15 protein-coding genes are annotated in these 18,005 nt (G+C 60.8%); 5 read left to right on the forward strand and 10 right to left on the reverse strand.

The window, feature by feature from the left end:
• Window positions 1-3: 3 nt before the first annotated feature.
• The 5 genes from pdxA to lptF form a co-directional block, all read right to left on the reverse strand.
• Entirely contained in the window at window positions 4-1,023 is a 1,020-nt protein-coding gene (gene pdxA / locus ACFSOZ_RS36360) for a 4-hydroxythreonine-4-phosphate dehydrogenase PdxA (RefSeq protein ID WP_379106285.1), read from the reverse strand.
• A gap of 10 nt (window positions 1,024-1,033) precedes the next feature.
• Window positions 1,034-1,960: a SurA N-terminal domain-containing protein gene (locus tag ACFSOZ_RS36365; protein WP_379106287.1), complete on the reverse strand. Its 927-nt coding sequence runs from the start codon at window positions 1,958-1,960 to the stop codon at window positions 1,034-1,036.
• Window positions 1,961-2,059: 99 nt separating this feature from the next.
• Entirely contained in the window at window positions 2,060-4,501 is a 2,442-nt protein-coding gene (locus ACFSOZ_RS36370; RefSeq protein WP_379106290.1) for an LPS-assembly protein LptD, read from the reverse strand.
• Window positions 4,501-5,586: an LPS export ABC transporter permease LptG gene (gene lptG / locus ACFSOZ_RS36375; protein WP_379106642.1), complete on the reverse strand. Its 1,086-nt coding sequence runs from the start codon at window positions 5,584-5,586 to the stop codon at window positions 4,501-4,503. The genes ACFSOZ_RS36370 and lptG overlap by 1 nt, the downstream gene beginning before the upstream one ends.
• A complete protein-coding gene (gene lptF / locus ACFSOZ_RS36380) occupies window positions 5,583-6,785 on the reverse strand; it encodes an LPS export ABC transporter permease LptF (protein ID WP_379106292.1) in 1,203 nt (400 codons plus the stop codon). Before lptF ends, lptG begins: the two co-directional genes overlap by 4 nt.
• 352 nt (window positions 6,786-7,137) lie before the next feature.
• Between lptF and ACFSOZ_RS36385 the strand changes: the two genes are divergently transcribed.
• Together ACFSOZ_RS36385 and ACFSOZ_RS36390 are read left to right on the forward strand one after the other, a co-directional pair.
• Window positions 7,138-8,628, forward strand: a complete 1,491-nt coding sequence (locus ACFSOZ_RS36385) for a leucyl aminopeptidase (RefSeq protein WP_379106295.1) — start codon at window positions 7,138-7,140, stop codon at window positions 8,626-8,628.
• A gap of 28 nt (window positions 8,629-8,656) precedes the next feature.
• Window positions 8,657-9,106 carry a DNA polymerase III subunit chi gene (locus ACFSOZ_RS36390; RefSeq protein WP_379106297.1) on the forward strand — a complete coding sequence of 150 codons (450 nt, stop codon included), beginning with the start codon at window positions 8,657-8,659 and terminating at the stop codon, window positions 9,104-9,106.
• Between the two features lie 6 nt (window positions 9,107-9,112).
• Here the strand turns inward: ACFSOZ_RS36390 and ACFSOZ_RS36395 are convergent, their stop codons facing one another.
• The 3 genes from ACFSOZ_RS36395 to ACFSOZ_RS36405 form a co-directional block, all read right to left on the reverse strand.
• Window positions 9,113-9,688, reverse strand: a complete 576-nt coding sequence (locus ACFSOZ_RS36395) for a T6SS immunity protein Tdi1 domain-containing protein (protein WP_379106300.1) — start codon at window positions 9,686-9,688, stop codon at window positions 9,113-9,115.
• Window positions 9,689-10,259: 571 nt separating this feature from the next.
• Complete coding sequence (locus ACFSOZ_RS36400; RefSeq protein ID WP_379106302.1) at window positions 10,260-10,778, reverse strand: DUF995 domain-containing protein; 519 nt, start codon at window positions 10,776-10,778, stop codon at window positions 10,260-10,262.
• 59 nt (window positions 10,779-10,837) lie between these two features.
• Window positions 10,838-11,761, reverse strand: coding sequence for a glycoside hydrolase family 26 protein (locus ACFSOZ_RS36405; RefSeq protein WP_379106304.1), 924 nt, complete (start codon window positions 11,759-11,761; stop codon window positions 10,838-10,840).
• A 625-nt stretch (window positions 11,762-12,386) separates the two neighbouring features.
• Between ACFSOZ_RS36405 and ACFSOZ_RS36410 the strand changes: the two genes are divergently transcribed.
• The 3 genes from ACFSOZ_RS36410 to ACFSOZ_RS36420 all read left to right on the forward strand — a co-directional run bounded on the left by ACFSOZ_RS36410 (window position 12,387) and on the right by ACFSOZ_RS36420 (window position 15,711).
• Complete coding sequence (locus ACFSOZ_RS36410; RefSeq protein ID WP_379106307.1) at window positions 12,387-14,267, forward strand: glycosyltransferase family 2 protein; 1,881 nt, start codon at window positions 12,387-12,389, stop codon at window positions 14,265-14,267.
• A gap of 76 nt (window positions 14,268-14,343) precedes the next feature.
• Window positions 14,344-14,895 (forward strand): DUF995 domain-containing protein, encoded by a 552-nt coding sequence (locus tag ACFSOZ_RS36415; protein WP_379106309.1) that lies wholly within the window; start codon window positions 14,344-14,346, stop codon window positions 14,893-14,895.
• Window positions 14,896-15,288: 393 nt separating this feature from the next.
• Window positions 15,289-15,711 (forward strand): hypothetical protein, encoded by a 423-nt coding sequence (locus tag ACFSOZ_RS36420; protein ID WP_379106311.1) that lies wholly within the window; start codon window positions 15,289-15,291, stop codon window positions 15,709-15,711.
• Here ACFSOZ_RS36420 and galE read toward each other — a convergent pair.
• Both galE and ACFSOZ_RS36430 read right to left on the reverse strand, forming a co-directional pair.
• Window positions 15,665-16,744: a UDP-glucose 4-epimerase GalE gene (gene galE / locus ACFSOZ_RS36425; RefSeq protein WP_379106313.1), complete on the reverse strand. Its 1,080-nt coding sequence runs from the start codon at window positions 16,742-16,744 to the stop codon at window positions 15,665-15,667. The genes ACFSOZ_RS36420 and galE overlap by 47 nt on opposite strands.
• The gene (locus ACFSOZ_RS36430; protein ID WP_379106315.1) at window positions 16,741-17,781 is read right to left on the reverse strand and encodes a UDP-glucuronic acid decarboxylase family protein; all 1,041 of its coding nucleotides are present in this window, start codon (window positions 17,779-17,781) and stop codon (window positions 16,741-16,743) included. Before ACFSOZ_RS36430 ends, galE begins: the two co-directional genes overlap by 4 nt.
• Window positions 17,782-18,005: the final 224 nt, after the last annotated feature.

Consider the following 18,005-nt stretch of genomic DNA (forward strand, 5'->3'; position numbering starts at 1 on the left):
CGCTCATGCGGCGGCAGCCTTTGTGCCGGTGTCGGCCAATCGTCTGGCAAGCTTCAGCGCCGCCATCAGGCTGTCGGGCCGCGCCACGCCTTTGCCGGCTATGTCGAAGGCGGTGCCGTGGTCGGGCGATGTGCGGATGAAGGGCAGGCCGAGCGTGACATTGACCGCCTCGTCGAAGGCCAGTGCCTTGGCCGGGATCAGCGCCTGGTCGTGATACATGCACAGGGCCGCGTCGTAGCCGGCCCTTGCCCGGGCGTGGAACAACGTGTCGGCGGGCAAGGGCCCGAAGGCGTCGATGCCTTCTGCCCGCAGGATGTCGATTGCCGGGCGCACGATACGCTCGTCCTCGAGGCCCATGGCGCCGCCTTCACCTGCATGCGGATTGAGTCCGGCAATGGCCAGCCGTGGCCTGGCGATGCCGAAGCGGTGGGTGAGATCGGCGGCGGTGATGCGCGCGGTCGCGACGATCAATGCGGTGGTCAGCGTCTTCGGCACCTCCGCCAGGGCGATGTGGATGGTGACGGGCACGGTGCGCAGGTCGGGGCCGGCCAGCATCATCACCGGCATCGCCTCGACGCCGCTGTGTCGGGCCGCCAGATGCGCCAGATACTCGGTGTGGCCGGGAAAGCGGAAGCCGGCATCGTAGAGCGGCTTTTTGGCGATCGGGCAGGTGACGACGGCTGCGGCTTTCCCGGCAAGGCAGTCGGCGACGGCACGATCGATGGCCTCGATGGTGGCGGCCGCGTTGGCCGGATCCGGTCGGCCGGGGCTGTCGATGCAGCGAGCGGCCAGTGGAACGATCGGCAGGGCGCGTGCAAACACTTGCGCCGCTTGCGCGGGCGTCGTTTCGACGATCGGCAGCGAAATGCCAAGGAGGCGCGCCCGGGAGACGATCAGCGCCGGATCGGCGAGCAGATAGAAGGGCGGCAAGGCGGCAGCCTCGCGCGCCATGAAGGCTGCAATCGCGATCTCCGGCCCGATGCCGGACGGATCGCCGGCGCTCAACGCGAGCGCAATCACCATGCTGCCCACGTCAGCGCTTGACGATGCGGGCTTTCGCCTTCAACTCGTCGACATATTTCTTGCTGAGCTCGTCGGCATTCTTGTCACCGGAGCTTTCGCCCTGGAACACCATCTGGGCGACCTTGTCGTCGGACACTTCGCGCGACGAGCAGATGCCGATGAATTCGACGCCGCGGTCGGTCTCGCGCGTGGCGGTGGCGCCGCCGACCTTGGTAGCCTTGACCTGTTCGGCCCAGTCCGCCGGCAGTTGCGGCGCCAGCACGCGGCCCAGATCACGAACGGTGACGTCGATCAGGCCCTTGGCGAATTCGCGCGTCGTGTTGCAACCGTTGAAGCGGGCACGCATGGCGTCGGCCTCGCGCTTGCGCTTGGCCAGCGTCGCGCTGCGCTCTGCCGCCGGCACCACGAAGATGACCTGCTGCAGCATGTACTCGGTGGCGCTCGGCTTGGCGCCGCCTTTTTCGAGCATCTTCCTGACAAGGTCCTGTTCGCTGACAGCGCCGGTGCCGTCGCCGGAACGGTAACGCGCACTCAAGGCCTGGTTCCAGGCCATCTGGGCGCGAATGAATTCCTTGAAGTGGCCCTTGCTGACGCCTGACTTCTCCATGACGCCGTCGAGCTGGCTGAGCTGCATCTTGTTGCTCGAGGCAAAGCGCTGGTAGGCGGCCTCGACCTGAGCGTCGCTGATGCGGATACCAAGCCGCTTGGCCTCGGCCATGCGCAGCGTCTGGTCGATCATTTCCTGGGCCGCGTCGCCCTTCTTGCGCTGCAGCTTCAGAAAGGCGGCGCGATGTGCGATGTCGCCGGTGGTGACCGGAATGTCGTTGACGACATATTTGATCTCGCTGGCGAAAGCCGGCGGCGTCATCACGGCGATCGACAGGGACGTCGCCGCCACAAGCAATGCGAACCCGGCTGAAAAGAGGTATTTCCTCATCGTTGGTATCCCAATTCTATCCCGGTCCCGCCCAATTTTATCTTTTCCGGTGCGCGAAATCCGTGCCAGCCCTATGCGGCGAAACGATGTCGCCGATTGTTACTGGATCGTGCCGAGGGCATTGCTCGACGAGCCAAAGTCGCCGAGGGTGCGGAACGACAGGTTGAAGCCGATGCTCTGCGTCACCTCCCTGGTGTTCAGGTCGCGCGACTGCGAGTACGACATCAGATAGGTAAAGCAGGAATCGTTGTAGGCGAAGCCGACGCCGTCCTTGACCAGCAGGGCTTCCTGCAGATCGTAGGTTCCGGTTCCGAAGACGCGCCAGTTCTCGGCAAGATGCGTCGATGCACCGAGCGTGACCTCGTGGCGGTCGGTCGTGAAACCATACAGTGGCTGGGCCTGGATGAAGGCATATTTGGCACTCAGCGACACCGGTAGGCCGGAGTAGGCGGCTTTCACCTCGGCGCGGCGAACTTCAAAGCTCTGTTCGTCGAAACGGCCGCTGAGCGAGGCCGCGAAGCCATTGGGGCTGTTGAAGCCAACCAGGCCGACATAGTCCGACTTTGTGTTTTCGAGGCCCGAATAGGCGCCGACATTGACCAGATCCGGCGCGGCGAAGGAGTTCTCGCCGCCAATCTGATAGGATTGGCCGAAAATGGCATTGGTGCCCCAACCGTTGTTGTAGGAGCCGGAATAGCGCAGGCCGACATTGGCGCGCGAACCGCCTTCGACACGGTCGTAGCCGGAGAACTTGTCGCGTTCGAACAGGGTGGTCGCGTCGAAGACCATGCTTTGGGCGTCTTCGTTGGGAATGGCGAGACCGCCGACATACTGCTCGTTCGGGCGCATGAAGACCTGCGCCATCGGCTCGAACACGTGGCTTGAATTGGTCGCCGAAAACAGCACAGGCCAACGCATTTCGAGCCCGGCGGTCGCCATGTAGCGGGCAAACGACGAGCGCATATCGGCGCTGGTATTTATTTCAGGGTTCATCGCCATCTCGTTGATGGCGGCAAGCGAGGCCGACGAGGCGTTCAGGTAGTCGGCGTCCGCCTGCAGGGCGAGCAATGGCGTCAGCACCAGCCCGCCATCCGTGACGAAAGTCCGCTTCCACTCGGCCTCGGCGGTGAGACGTCCGGATTCGCCTTCGATGCCACGGACACGTTCGGTTGGAGTGGCCGAGTTATACGGGGTCGAAAAGGCTTGATCGAGATCGTCGCGGCGGATGATGCGGGAGTTGACATTGAGCGACAGCTGGCCGCCCGCCACCGACATGTCGGGAATATAGGCATAGTCGAGCGACGGCAGCACCCAGGGCTGCTGGTTGGCGCGCGCCGCGATATTGCCGTTGGGCGTATCTTCCTGCACCTCGAAATGCATGGCGCGCAGGTCGAAATAATTGCGGTCGTTGAGACCAGTCAGGTAGACCGATGACTGGTGGACGCTGGCGCTATACTTGTCGATATTATAGGTGTTCGAGAAGTTCTTGTCGGTCTGCAGCAACACGTCCCAGCCGAAATTCCAGCGCGGATTGATGGCGAACTGGCCTTGGGTGCCCATCATGCCGCGGAATTTGTTCGGATCGCCAACTTCGCCCGAATCGACATTGTGGCCAGAGGTGGCGGGAAAGCCAGACTCGTCGAGGAAGGCATCGGGATCTTGCTGATGAATCCCGGCGATCTTCAAACTGTACTGGCCATTGTTGAAGCGCTGGCGCCACTCGGCCTCACCGAGAAAGCCCTGCTTGGTGTAGCCGGTGCCGGTGACGGTCAGGTCGTAGGTCGGTGACAATGCGAAATAATAGGGAACTTTTACGCCGACGCCGAGATCGCTCTTGTAGACGATGCTGGGGATCAGGAAGCCGCTCTTGCGCTTCACTGTCGGGTCGGCAATCTCGAACGCAGGCAGATAGGCGAGGGGGAAGCCGAAGAATTCGAAATTCGCGTTCTCGAAGCGAACCGTCTTCTTCTCGCCGTTCCAGATGATCTTCCTGGCTTTGACGCGCCATGTCGGCGCCTTGTCGGGCTTGTCCTCGCACGGTTCGCAGGCGGTGTAGACACCGTTGTGGAACGTCGTCAGCACGCCGCCCATACGCTCGGCGCTTTCGGCGGCGAAATAGGCCTTGTCGATGGTTTCGACCCGCAATGCGTTGACGAAGCCGTCGGCGAAGTCATCGGTGATGTCGATGTGGTCCGAATTGATCTTGGTGCCGTCGCTGTTGACGACTTCGACATTGCCGCTCGCGACCATCCGCTTGGTATTGCGGTTGTACTCGACCCGCTGGGCGACAAGGCGATTGCCGCCATAGTCGATCTGCACGCCACCGACGGCAGTCACCGTCTGGTTGTCGTTGTTATAGACCAGCGTGTCGGCCGCCAGCAGCATCTGCGAGCCGGACGGAACCGTCGTCGCCATGTCGCCGACGTCCTGCGCAAGCGCGGGCATCGGCACGGCGCAGGCAAGCAGGTACGCCAAGGCGCTGGCCGCATAGAGGCGCGCCAAACCGGCCTGCCTGTTGCTGGGCAAAAACGCCTCCCTCACTAGCCGTCTTCCTTGTATAGCAGGAAAGTCACCCCGAAGAACATAGCCACCACGACCGGTACCCAGGCGGCTATGACAGTCGGCACGAACCCCGCCACGCCGAATGCCTTCACCAGCACCGAAACGACATAAAGCAGAAACCCGGCGACGATGCCACCCAGAATCATCGTTGCCGACTGCCCCATCCTAGCAAATCGCATTGAAACTGTTGCCGCAATCAGCGTCATGGCGACGAGAAGGAACGGCAACGCCACCAGCGAATCAAACTGCATGGCAAAGGCATTTGCCTTGAGGCCGAAGGAGCGGGCAACCTCGATTTTTCCGGGCAGGTCATAGAAGGGGATGGTTTCGGGCCGCGCCAACCGCTCCTGCACGAATTCAGGCTTCAGATTGGTCGGAACGCGATCGCTTTCCGATGCCTGGATCGTGCCGTTCTGGAATGTCTTGACGTCCCGCAATTCCCAATAGCCGTCGCGCAGGAAGGCGCGCGCGGCGTCCTTGCGCTCGACGATGTTGCCTTGCGGATCGAGAATGAAAAAGACGACATCGGCCATCTCGAGGCCTTGGTCGAGGATGGCCCGTGCGCCGATGATGGTGTCCCCGGAACTGGTTTTCTGCCGGATCCAGGGTGCTGCATCGGCAGAAACCGTGTTCGATTTGCCGCTGCGGAGCTGGGTTTCGATCTGCTCGGACCAGGAAAAGGCGTGCGCGGCGAGCGGATTGATGACGCCGACCGACAGGACGCCGAACAGCAACGCTCCGATGCAGCACGGCAACAGGAATTGCCAGGCGGAAACGCCGGCGGAACGCGCGATGACCAGCTCGTAGCGCCGGTTGAGCGACACCAGCGTCGCCATAGCCGAGAAGAGGCCGACAAACGGCACCGTCTGCAGCATGATCATCGGCATCCGCAGCCCGGAAATGGCCACTGCCGTCCCATAGGTGAAGCCCGGCAGGCCGGTGGTGCGACCGGAAAGCTCGGTGAAATCGATCAGGAACACCAGCGCCAGGAGGCCGATGAAGAACCAGAAGGTGATCGTCACGTAACGAAAGAAGAAATAGCGGCCCAGCGTCCAGCCCATCAGCTGACCCCTTGCCCGGAAGCGCCGCGCCCGGACAGACGCAGCTTCAGCCCGTTCCAGCTGTCACCGATGCGAGTGGCGAAGTTCGTCATCCAGTCCGCCCAGGCTATCGGCAGTTCCATGGTCCGGTTGGAGACGATGAACCAGATCGCCACCGCCGAAGCCACAATGGGCACGCCATAGACCATATAGGCGTATTGCGGGATCTCATCGGCCTTGCTGGCGGCAAAGAAGCCCAGCCAACGCACGAACAGCGATATCGAAATCGCCGTGATCAGCGGATTGACACGCGCCTCGCGGTGCGAGCGCGCGTCCCCCGCGACCGCGAGCGCGATCAGCGCAAAGACAATGGAATAGGTCCATTCCGAAAACCGCTGGTTGAGCTCGGCCCGGTATTCAAGGGGAATTTGCTGGTAGTTCTTATCGTTGGGGTTTGGATTGAGCAGGTACTGGGTCGTCTGGTCCTTCGGCAGCAGGTTCACCTCCGAAGCCGCCGCCATGAAGGCCGACATATCGAAGGCATAGGATGTGAACCGGATGACCGACAGGTCGCCGGTCAGCGTTTTGCGATGGATGACGCCGTCATTCATCATCAGCACCTTTTCGCCGCCGCGTTCGATGATGTTGCCGGTCTTGGCGTAGTAGACGAGGTTGACGCCTTCTTCGCGTGAATCCGCGACGAAGATGCCGCCCAGCCGATTGTCGGGAAGCCGCTCGCCGATCTGCAGGAACAGCCCGTCCTCGATCTTGCGGAAGGTGCCTTCCTGGATGATCAGCGACAACAGATCCGCGTGCGACGCCGCCACCAGGGCGCGGTTTTTCTGCCGTGCATAGGGGTCGATGCCGTTATCGACGGCAAAGGAAAAGACGCTTGCCGCGAGCGCCAGAAGCATGATCGGCCGCACGATCGTCCAACGCGAGGCGCCGGCGGCGTTGACGACGGCAAGCTCGGAATCCGAATTCATGACGGAGAGTGTCTGTGCCACCGCCACCACCAGCGCAAAGGGCACGACAATCGGGATGATGGAGGGAAGGATGAGAGCGGCGACCTCGAAGAAGGTCAGCGACGACTGGCCGCTATCGGTGACCAGATCGATCTTGGCCAGCACCTGCGTCGTCCACACAATGGCCAGCGTCCACACAAGCGCGGCCAGGAAGACCACGAAAGCGCGGCGCATGATGTAGCGTTCAATGACCTTCATGAAGGCTTTTCTCGATCTTTTCGAACGGCATCATGCCACCACGCAAGGGTAGCGGTCCGGCGGCGCCTGCACAACTGGCTCCATCAGGTGATCGGCCCAGTCCCGTCCCAAGTCACCCGCCCCGGTGTGCCGGAGTGTCGTTGCGAATGGATAAGAAAGGGCGAACATCGATGGTTAACAACAGGTTGCGGCAAAAAGCGGGGCCGTGCCGCGAAGAATCACCATCGATTCCGTTGGTCATATGGGATGCGAATTCGGCAAAGTCTTGCCAAATGCCGGAAAACGACCAAATGTCGCGCATCGCTTCGAACCGCTTCCCCAAAAGCTACGCATTTTCCGAAAGCAGGACATGATGACTCAACGACCGTCGATCGCCTTCGCCAAATTTTCCGCACCCAGGAATGGCACAGTCTTCGTGCTGTCGGCGGATGAGGGCGGCCTGAGCGATGCCGCAAAGGCTTGCGATCCGGGCAAGACATTGGGACGGGCCTTTCCTGTGGCCGAGTTCACCGGCAAGTTCGCCAGCACCGTCGAAATTCTGGCGCCGGAAGGAACGTCGCTCGACAGGCTGGTGGCGATCGGTGTCGGCAAGGTGTCGGGGCTCGACGAATATGCCTGGCTTAGGCTTGGCGGCACCATTGCCGCGTCGCTGCGCAAGGCGACCGACGTGGCCGTGGTGCTCGACGTGGTTGGCGCCTCGCCGAGTGGCAAGGACGCGGCAAGCCTTGCGGCAGGCATTCTTCTGCGCAGCTATTCCTTCGACAAATACAAGACCCGCAAGGACAAGGATGACGCCGAGCCGAAAAAGCCGGTCAAGGTCACCATCCACACCTCCGCTCCGGCCGCTGCGAAAAAGGCCTTCACTGACGCGGAGGCGGTGATCGACGGCGTGCTTCTGGCGCGCGACCTTGTCAACGAACCGGCAAACGTGCTTGGGCCGGTTGAGTTCGCTGCCCGCGCCAAGGAACTCGAGGCGCTCGGCGTCAAGGTCGAGATCCTCGCCGAGAAGGAGATGAAGAAGCTCGGCATGGGTTCGCTGCTCGGTGTCGCCCAGGGCTCGCCGCGCGGCGCCCGCATGGCGATCATGCAGTGGAACGGCGGCAAGCCAAAGGACAGCCCGGTTGCCTTCGTCGGCAAGGGCGTCACGTTCGACACCGGCGGCAATTCGATGAAGCCGGCCTCCGGCATGGAGGACATGAAGGGCGACATGGGAGGTGCCGCCGCCGTCACCGGTCTGATGCATGCGCTGGCCGCGCGCAAGGCGAAAGCCAATGTCGTCGGCATCATCGGTCTGGTCGAAAACGCCGTCGACGGTCATGCCCAGCGCCCCGGCGACATCGTCACCTCGATGTCCGGCCAGACCATCGAGATCCTCAACACCGACGCCGAGGGCCGCCTCGTGCTCGCCGATGCTCTGTGGTATTGCAACGACCGCTTCCAGCCGAAATTCATGGTCAATTTGGCGACGCTGACCGGCGCCATCATGGTCGCGCTCGGCCAGCACCATGCCGGCCTCTTTTCCAACAATGACGAATTGGCCGAAAGGTTGACGGCGGCGGGGCAGGCGACGCAGGAGCGGCTGTGGCGCATGCCGCTCGGCGCCGAGTACGACAAGCTGATCGATTCCAAGAACGCCGACATGAAGAACATCGGCGGCCGCTATGGCGGCGCCATCATCGCGGCGCAATTCCTGCAGCGCTTCGTCAAGGAGACGCCTTGGGCGCATCTCGACATTGCCGGCACGGCAATGGGCTCGCCGTCGAACGAGATCAACCAGTCCTGGGGTTCCGGTTTCGGCGTCAGGCTGCTCGATCGGTTGGTAAGAGACAATTACGAGCAGTGAGCGGGTTCATCCGGTATAGGCTGAAGCGATGGCCGACGTCCTGTTCTACCACCTGACCGAATCGACGCTGGAGGATGCCCTGCCTGGCCTCCTGGAGCGCAGCGTCGACCGCGGCTGGCGCGCCGTGGTGCAGACCGGCACCGAGGAGCGCCGCGATGCGCTCGACCAGCATCTGTGGACCTTCCGTGACGATTCGTTCCTGGCGCACGCGACCGACCGTGAGGCCTATTCCGGCGAACAGCCGATCCTGTTGACCACCGGCGACGGCAATCCCAACGAGGCAAAGATCCGCTTCCTGGTCGATGGCGCCATGCCGCCCGAGCTCGGCGGCTACGAGCGTGCCGTGTTCCTGTTCGACGGCCACGATGCCGCCCAGGTCGAGGCGGCCCGGGGGCACTGGAAGACGATGAAGGATGCCGGCCACGCCGTCACCTACTGGCAGCAGACGTCAGACCGGCGCTGGGAGCGCAAGGCGTAGGCGGCGTTAGCCGTTGCCGATCGTCACCTTGTTGATTTTCGTGCCGGGAGGAAGGTCTTTTATCTGCCCGTGGATCTGCCCCGCGATATGCACCTTCACCACGAAGAAGGTTGTCTGCATCTGCTCGACGCTCATTTTGCCCCCAAGCACTGGCGGCGTTTGAAAGTCGTAGCATTGGCCGGCCTTCAGGATCAGTCCGTTCTTGCGCGCCGCTCTAACCAGACCGGCGAGCAGCAAGTCGTCCTGGCCATCGGCATCCTGCACCAACGCCGAAAATTCATCCCAGTTTGTGGACACCGGCCTCAGTCGGCCCTTGATCGTGTCGAGGAGATGGATCGATCCGTCTGAGGCGCGGAAGAAGATATCGCCGAAGGCCGAAACAGCGGTTGGCTCACGGCCGTCCAACCCGATCCATTTCCAGCCATCCAGCGCCTCCGCCACATCCTTGCCAGAGGGCTCGATGAAAAGGAATTTGAGGTCGGAAGGCCAATCGGCGTTGATCGAGCCACCGTCAGGTCCATCCCGTGCTGTGCGAAAACCTCCAAAAATCGAAGAAATAAGGCGCGAGAGAGGATTGCCCATAAACCACCATAAAGCAGGAACAGGAAAGTTGATTGACTATAATCGCGGACACAAAGAGCAATCTACCGCAAGCCAGATCCTTAGTCGGCGCCGGCATCCCATAGATACCAAAAGAAAGTCGCCCCACTTGTCCCAAGCGGGGCAAGTATACTTGCAATCTGCAAGGGCGGCAAAGCCTTCTTGTAGATGCGATGCACATTTTCCCGTTCCGGTTGTGGATAAGCGGTGCCTGCTATCATCTGGCCAACCGTTTCATAGGTTAAATAGGCACCAACTCACGCGGCGGGGCTGAGAATGCGGATCAAGATCACTGTGACTTGGCGCGCCCGTGCCGGCTGCATGCGTGACGTCGCGTCTGCTCGACGAAAGGTTGGGCTCGGCCATGGTCGTTGGAAGCCGCTACCGGCGTCATCGAGCGCTATGTCTATGGCGGGGCAGGCGACCGCAGGAGCGCGGCTGTGGCGCACCGCTCGGCGCCCATGCAAGCGGATCGATTCCAAGAACGCCGACAGGAAGAATATCGGCGACCGTTATGGCGACGCCACTACCGGCTTGTCGCAGGTGACACTGTCTACGGCTTTGCCTTGATCCGGTTTTGTTTGCGGGTGGCGTAGTCGCCGTATTTTATTTTCATGAACTCGTCCGCCATGTTGCGATGCGAACTCCTGAAAACGTACCAGTCGCCATCCGGAATCTTGCGTTGGTAAACCACGTTGCCGGCCTGGCGATGCTCGAAACAGGTGAGGGCGTCGGCGTCGCCTCCTGCTCCGTGCCATTTTGCGCGGAAGCAAAGCTTTCCGCCTCCAGGGATGAACCAGATGCCGTCACCGTAACCCAGCTTGCCCTTGTCCGAGGTCCAGGCGCTGAACTGACGGCGCTGCACGGCAAAATATCCAGCGCCGTTTCCACCCCAGAGCCACGAACGGTTCTGGTACATCTGGTAGAGACCCTCATCGGGCACCGCCTCGGCCTGCTTGGCCAGTTCGGCGACCTGCGCCGCAGTCTTGGCTGTCGCGGGAAGCTGGAAGGCAAGGACACCAATGGAACAGGCAAGCGCCGTTCCGACACAATTCCCCAATACTCGTTTCACAACCCTACCCCACTATTTTACGCCACGCCCACTTCTGCACCTCACCCGGTACAGCACCCCTAGGGCAAGATATGCTGGGTAATCCTCCAATCAGGCAGCCCATAGCCACCCAACCACGGCCACACTTCCTTCTGGTTGAAGTAGACGACCGAGGTCAGAGCCGGAAACTCCGAATAGGACTTGCGGGTATCGATTTCCCATTTCGAAACATATTCCTGCTTCCCGACATAGCCGAGCTCCGCCACCACGACCGGCTTGTTGAAGCCAGCGACGCGGTCATAGCCTGGCTTCAGCGCTTCGGCGAACGTACGGTCATGACCCGTCTCGTCATTGTCCTTTTTCTGCAGACCGAATACCGACAGACCGATGACGTCGACATAGTCGTCGCCAGGGTAATATTTTTCCAGACCCGCTTCGCCCTTGGGTGACCACATGTATTTGGCGGCGGGGGCAGCCTTGCGGCAGATATCGACCTCGCGCTTGTAAGCGGCGATCCAGTCCTTGGGAGCCCAGTTGGCCCAGGTGAAGCGGCCGTTATTGTCCTCCATTTCCTGCGCCCAGCGAATGGTTACAGGGCTCTTCATGGCCCCCACCAGGTTGCAGATTGCCTGCATGTTGGCGTCATACTTGCCGCTCAATATGCCATTGCGCAGTTCGGTCGGGGTGACGCGCCAGTCCTTCGACCAGGTCCACGGCTCGACGGTGATCAACAGCGACCTGCCTCGCTGAAGGGCATAGGCGTCGGCCAAGGGAAGGCTCGCCAGATCGACGTCTTCCCAGGGCAGGAAGAGCTCCTCGATGCTGGCACTCTTGTCGGCACTGAAGTCCCCGTATGGATCATAGGATCCGAACGCCGAAGCGGCACTGCTCGTCTGAACGGGGTCCGTCGCGGCAACCGAGCCGGCGCTTCCCGCAGTGGGGAACGCGGCGCTTCCGCCCAATACCAGCGCGATTGCAAGTGCATTTGCTGCGGAGTGTTTCATGTTTGATCTCCCATGGCTTCAACATCCTGCGGAAATTGAAGCTTCGCCCGTGCGCGTCGATGCTTGATCGACACGATTGCCCAAAACCAATCGGCTCTATTGGTGGAATCTGCGGGATTTCTGAGCGACCATTGGCGGGCGTGCGAACCTTCGCACAGACCCCACCAAACGATTATCTATCTCTCTCAAGGCGCCAGCACAAAGGAGCTACAGAGAGAGAAGGTTCGCCGCGATACTCACAAATTCGCGCCAATATCCCGATATATCATCCCTCGCTAAATTAAGAGCCGGTCGCGGCCAGGAGTCAAGTACAATTAACGGTTGCTTAACCCTGTCATTCGAAACATGGTTAACGCTGCTTTCGAGCTGGATCCCCACCGAACAGCCTCGACCCGTCAGCGAACTTCCAACGCTGAAAGATTTGCCGGCTTGTCATTTCGAGGTTGGTCGGGGGCGGTTATTCCTCTCCCGATTCAAGGCGTTAGGTTAACCAGATCTCAAGAATCATGGTTAGCGAACGCTTAATTTAGTTGACTCTAAGAAAGCGTGGACCGATTCTATCGCCGGGATTTGAGAGCTTTCAGCCATCTGTCGGCGGAAGCCCAAAGTGGCGGCGAGTAAGTGTATGAGTGCTTCTGTGTGGGCAGGCATAGTCGGCTATGCGAGCAGACGGACGCGTCGGTCCGATACGGCTCTGGCCGCCGCTGTGCGGAAGGGGCCCTTTCTGGTGCCCGTGCTGTCGACCATGCAGCAATGGGTCTTGAGACTGGCCCTGGCATTCTGGTTCGTCACGCTCGGATTTTTCTGGTTCTGGTGGCTGAAGCCCGAGCATGTCGAGCATGTCGGGCCATACGCATTCGCGACGCTCATTCTGGTATGGCTTACGCTCATGCCGTTGTATTTCCTCTTGAACGTGCACGCGTCGAAAAGGCCGTCCAAGCTTTACATGATCCCGGCGGGTTCGCGGGTCGCGATGGTGGTCACCAAGGCCCCGTCCGAACCATTTGCCGTGGTTGCGCGCACGCTTGAAGCGATGCTGGCGCAGGATTATCCGCACGATACCTGGCTGGCAGACGAGGACCCGTCCGAGGAGACGATCGCCTGGTGCCATGCCCGCAACGTCATGATTTCCACACGGCGTGGCCGGGAAGATTATCATCGCAAGGTGTGGCCGCGCCGGACGCGCTGCAAAGAGGGGAACCTGGCATTTTTCTACGATCACTATGGCTATGAGCGCTATGATTTCGTCGCTCAGATGGATGCGGACCACGTACCGACGCCAACCTATCTCAGGGAAATCCTGGTTCCCTTCGCCGATCCCTCGGTCGGCTACGTCTCGGCGCCGAGCATTTGCGACAACAACGCCGCCGAGAGCTGGTCGGCGCGTGGCAGGCTGTTTCCGGAAGGGATGTTTCACGGGCCGTTGCAGTCCGGCCATACCGGCGGCGGGGCTCCACTTTGCATCGGCTCGCACTATGCCGTGCGAACCATCGCGCTGAGGCAAGCCGGTGGTCTTGGCCCGGAACTGGCCGAGGACCATTCAACGTCGATGCTGATCAATGCGGCCGGATGGCGCGGCGTACATGCCATCGACGCCATCGCGCATGGCGATGGCCCGCAAACCTTTGCCGATCTTGTCACGCAGGAATTCCAGTGGTCGCGGAGCCTGATGACGATCTTGCTCGAATACTCGCCCAGCTACCTTCCCAAGTTACCGCGACGGTTGCAATTTCAGTTCCTGTTTTGCCAGCTTTGGTATCCGCTGTTCGCCGTGTTTGCGCTTCTGATGTTCGTCATGCCGATCTACGCGCTTTGTTCGGGCCAGAACTTCGCCAACGTGATGTATGCCGACTTCCTGTTCTACTACGCGCCGAACTCGATTGCCCTGGTTCTCCTCGTGATGATGCTGAAGGCGTTCGGTCTTTCGCGCCCAATCACCGCCAAGACGCTCAGCTGGGAAGGGACGCTGTTCCTGTTCTTCGCGCGTTGGCCGTGGGTGCTCGCCGGCACGCTGTCGTCGATCCGCGATTATCTGACCAAATCGTTCGTCGATTTTCGCGTTACTCCCAAGGGCAGCGGCCCCAAAGACCTTCTGCCCGCCCGCGTCATCGTTCCCTATGTGGTGCTTGCGATTGGTGCGTCTTTGCCGGTTCTTCTCGTAGATCGTCCTTCGAACGCCACCGGCTTCTACTGGCTGGCCGCATTCAATGCGCTGCTCTACGGGCTGCTTGTGGTTGTGATCGTCACCAGGCACCTCATCGAGAACAGGATTTCGCTGCGAGCCAATGTTGTGAAACTCGCCTGGCAGGCATCGCTCGCCTGTGTCGCGCTCTCGGTTCCGGTGGCGGGATTTTACGACCGCGGGCTGGAAGGTATATACGGGCTGCAGCAGGGCGCCGGTCGCGTCCGCATCGTCAGGATCGCCTATGTGGTTTCCGGCGCTGGTCAGGGCGAGGCAGGCGACCGCAAATTCTACTTCGATCCTGGCTGGTACGAGAGTCGGTGACAAGCAGAAGAGAGGGATGGTACGCTGGCCGGCCCTGTCTCACCCTCAGCCAGTTGTCATTTGGAGGATCACTTCTGTGGTTGGTATCCTGTCGATCCGCTGCTTTCTGTTGTCGATGATTGTTGCGCAGCCGCTGTTGGTCAGCGGCCCTAACGCCGCGACGGCCGAGGAGGTCGACATGTCGTCGGTCGCCGCGGCCACGCCGCTCACCCCGGCGGATCTGTTTCACCTCTATGCCGGCCGCACATGGGTCTGGGAAAATGGCGCTGCCTATTTTGCCAGGGATGGACGCCAATTTCGCGCCTGGACCGGCGGCGCGAATGCGTCGATCGGCCAGGGCAGGTGGTTGGTCACCAAGGATGGCAAATTATGCATGGATGCAACGTGGAAGACGCTTGGCGGCAGCACGCAGGGGCGAGCCTGCTTCAGCCATCACCGATTGGGCGGCACGATATACCAGATGAAGGATCCCAGCGGTTCCTGGTATGTTTTCCAGGCTTCGCCGGCGCAGCCCGGGCAGGAGTACGACAAGTTCAAATCCGGCGATACGACCGCTGCGACCTTCGATAAGATGCGTCAGATGATCAGCCCTGGCGGGCAGCCAGCACCAGTCAAAAGCGGCGGTTGAGCGGGCCTGCCGTCTGGCATGAGCCGTGACGCAGCAGTCATTTTCGCAATCCCGCGCCGGACCCCTTCCTGACAGGTTGAGCAGACAAGCCGCGGATCCATCTCTGTTTGAGCAGGCTGCTCTTGCCGGGCGCCTGTCAAGACATTGGCGAATCGCTTATCGTGAAGCCTGAAGCGGTCCGGCGAGTGTGGTCGGCTCGCCTGCCGCTGATCGATTGCATCTTAATAATATCCGACAGAACGACCAGACGGTAAGCTCACCATACGGTTTTCAAGAATATTAATAAGTGATGTCTAATGTTCCTGCGTGATGTGGTAGCGAGCGGTTGCTCATGCGGCGTGAAAGCGGCGAAAGCAAAGTATGTCGCAACTCGCCTTTGGCAGGGGACACAAGATGAAAAATTCCGCAATGGGCGCGTTTCGCTCGGGCAAAAATAGCGCGTTTATTATTGTGGCTGCGCTGGTGATCGCGACGGTTTCAGGTTGTCAGAGTGTGGATGCAACCAAAACCAATTCGGTCTTCGCCAAGCCTGTGGCCTACTCGCTTCGCAGCAAATCCGCGGTCCAGCCGGTCCGCGCCTGGTCCATGGTTCATTCGCTCAGAAGCGAACCTCTGATCCGGATGACGAGCGCGGTGCGCACGACTGAAAGAGCTTACGCTTTTGCATCGCCAAGGCGGATCACTGTCCGCACGCCGGCGCCGGTGAAAGCCTCTTACAATCCGGGCAATGGCGGCACGTTCCTGGGGAATTCGCCTTATATCTGCACCCCTAGCGGATTTGGCCAACGCGCGAGCTGCCGCCCCCGCTATTCCTGAGCCATCGAGCGGCGACAGGCGCTGCCGTCCTGGTTGGCGGCCGTTTCATCGGTTTCGTCTCCAGCCCAAAAAATGGGGCAGCCGTCCTGACGATCGTGTCGACGTCGGAAAGCTCCGGCACAAAGCCAAGATGTTCGCGGGCGCTTCCCGGATCGGCGTAGAGCTCAGCCGGGTCTCCCGGGCGCCGGGTCCTGAAGACGACCGGAACCGGTCTTGACGTCATTCGGCTGACCGCCTCGACAATCTCCTTGATGGACACGCCCCGCCCTGTGCCGAGGTTGACCGCCAGGTTTTGTCCCCCGCCCTCGAGGTGCATGAGAGCTTTCAGATGGGCGCGGGCCAGATCGCTGACGTGGATATAGTCGCGCACGCACGTGCCGTCCGACGTGTCGTAGTCCGTGCCGAAAACCTCGATCTCGTCTATGATGCCTGATGCCGCCATGAGCACCCTGGGAATCAGGTGCGTTTCCGGCGAATGCCACTCGCCAAGCTCGCCGTCGGGATCGGCGCCGCAAGCGTTGAAATAGCGCAGGATCGCAAACTTCATTCCGTATGCGGACGCATAGTCGCCGATGATCTGTTCGCCCATCAGCTTGGTGCGCCCGTAGGGGCTGATCGGATTTTGCGACGATGTCTCGCGAACGGGCAATGCTTCCGGCACGCCGTAGGTTGCGCAGCTGCTGGAGAAGATGATGTTCTCGATGGAGTTCGCATGCGCCGCGTCGAGCACCGCGATGGTGCCCGTCACATTGGTCGAATAATATTCAGCCGGCTCGCGAACGGACTCACCGACATAGGCCAGCGCCGCAAAGTGGATAACCGACGCCGGCCGGTACGTCTTCATCGCCCCCTGCAGCGCATCCCGGTCCCGGATGTCGCCGACGACAAGTGGACCCCAGGCGACGGATTTCTCGTTGCCGCGGCTCAGATTGTCGAAAACCACCGGCAGATAGCCAGCGGCGGCCAACTGCTTGCAGGTATGGCTGCCGATGAAGCCGGCCCCACCCGTCACCAGGATTGCCGGGCGAGTCATGACGCCGCGGCTCCTTTCACCAGTTTGCTTCCGTAGAGCAGGGTGTCAAAATAGTCGACGGTATGCGCGAGCCCCTGGCTCAGGCTGATTTTCGGCTCCCAACCGAGATTGTTCCTGGCAAAGGAAATGTCCGGCTTGCGCTGTCTGGGATCGTCGACGGGCAGCGGCCGATGCACGATCTTGGATCGGGAATTGGTGTAATTGACAACCAATGTCGCCAGTTCCATGATGGTGAATTCGCCCGGATTGCCGAGGTTGACCGGATGCGCGGGCGCATCAGGCGCATTCATCAGCCGAACAAAGCCCTCGATCAAGTCGTCGGCATAGCAGAAGGAACGCGTCTGCAGGCCGCTGCCATAGACGGTCAGGTCTTGGCCGCGCAGCGCCTGGACGATGAAGTTCGAAACCACGCGCCCATCATCGGGCTGCATGCGGCGGCCGTAGGTGTTGAAAATGCGGGCGACGCGGATATCGAGGCCGTATGTTCTCGAATAGTCGAAGAACAGGGTCTCGGCCGAGCGCTTGCCCTCGTCGTAGCAGGACCGCGGTCCGTGCGTATTGACGTTGCCGAAGTAGCTCTCGGGCTGTGGGTGTACGAAGGGATCGCCATAGACTTCGGACGTCGAAGCCTGGAATATCTTGGCGTTGTTCTGTCGCGCCAGTTCCAGAAGGTTCAGCGAACCAAGCACGTTTGTCTTGAAGGTATGGATCGGGTCTTCCTGGTAGTGCGGCGGAGAGGCTGGGCAGGCGAGATTGTAGATCTCATCGAACTGAAGACCCAAAGGCAGTGCATTGACGATGTCGTGCTCGATGCACGTGAACCTCGGATTACGCAGAAGGGCATTGAGGTTGTATCTCTTGCCGGTGTGGAAATTGTCCAGCGCGACAACGTCATATCCGTCCCGCAAAAGACGTTCACACAGATGCGATCCCAAAAATCCCGCACCTCCGGCGACAAGGGCGCGGCTCCGGTTTTGGTTGGCGCCCCTTTGACTGTGCCCGGGTTCCAGTTTCAGAATCTTGGTAAGCTTACCCATGCTTTCCTCTCACGCACTGCACACGCTACCGCCGGGCCGTGACAAAGCGTTGCCCGGCCACGTCCTTGAGAACGTGACAACCCTCCGCGTCTGCGGAATCGCCATCATCGATGTGCGTTAAATTGTTCTCTGGGTTCGCGGAGCTGGTGCTACTACACGACCTGTATGCTGCCGTTCAGCATTCTCTGCGCCCCAAAAATCGCGATCACACGCCCAGTGCCATC

Origin of the sequence: Mesorhizobium newzealandense, from assembly GCF_042682145.1 — a bacterium.
Taxonomy (GTDB): Bacteria; Pseudomonadota; Alphaproteobacteria; order Rhizobiales; family Rhizobiaceae; genus Mesorhizobium; species Mesorhizobium newzealandense.

Coding starts and splice junctions, on each gene's coding strand:
- pdxA (WP_379106285.1), bottom strand. CDS start 1,023: ATGGTGATTGCGCTCGCGTTGAGCGCCGGCGATCCGTCCGGCATCGGG.
- ACFSOZ_RS36365 (WP_379106287.1), bottom strand. CDS start 1,960: ATGAGGAAATACCTCTTTTCAGCCGGGTTCGCATTGCTTGTGGCGGCG.
- lptF (WP_379106292.1), bottom strand. CDS start 6,785: ATGAAGGTCATTGAACGCTACATCATGCGCCGCGCTTTCGTGGTCTTC.
- ACFSOZ_RS36385 (WP_379106295.1), top strand. CDS start 7,138: ATGACTCAACGACCGTCGATCGCCTTCGCCAAATTTTCCGCACCCAGG.
- ACFSOZ_RS36390 (WP_379106297.1), top strand. CDS start 8,657: ATGGCCGACGTCCTGTTCTACCACCTGACCGAATCGACGCTGGAGGAT.
- ACFSOZ_RS36395 (WP_379106300.1), bottom strand. CDS start 9,688: ATGGGCAATCCTCTCTCGCGCCTTATTTCTTCGATTTTTGGAGGTTTT.
- ACFSOZ_RS36405 (WP_379106304.1), bottom strand. CDS start 11,761: ATGAAACACTCCGCAGCAAATGCACTTGCAATCGCGCTGGTATTGGGC.
- ACFSOZ_RS36410 (WP_379106307.1), top strand. CDS start 12,387: ATGAGTGCTTCTGTGTGGGCAGGCATAGTCGGCTATGCGAGCAGACGG.
- ACFSOZ_RS36420 (WP_379106311.1), top strand. CDS start 15,289: ATGAAAAATTCCGCAATGGGCGCGTTTCGCTCGGGCAAAAATAGCGCG.
- galE (WP_379106313.1), bottom strand. CDS start 16,744: ATGACTCGCCCGGCAATCCTGGTGACGGGTGGGGCCGGCTTCATCGGC.
- ACFSOZ_RS36430 (WP_379106315.1), bottom strand. CDS start 17,781: ATGGGTAAGCTTACCAAGATTCTGAAACTGGAACCCGGGCACAGTCAA.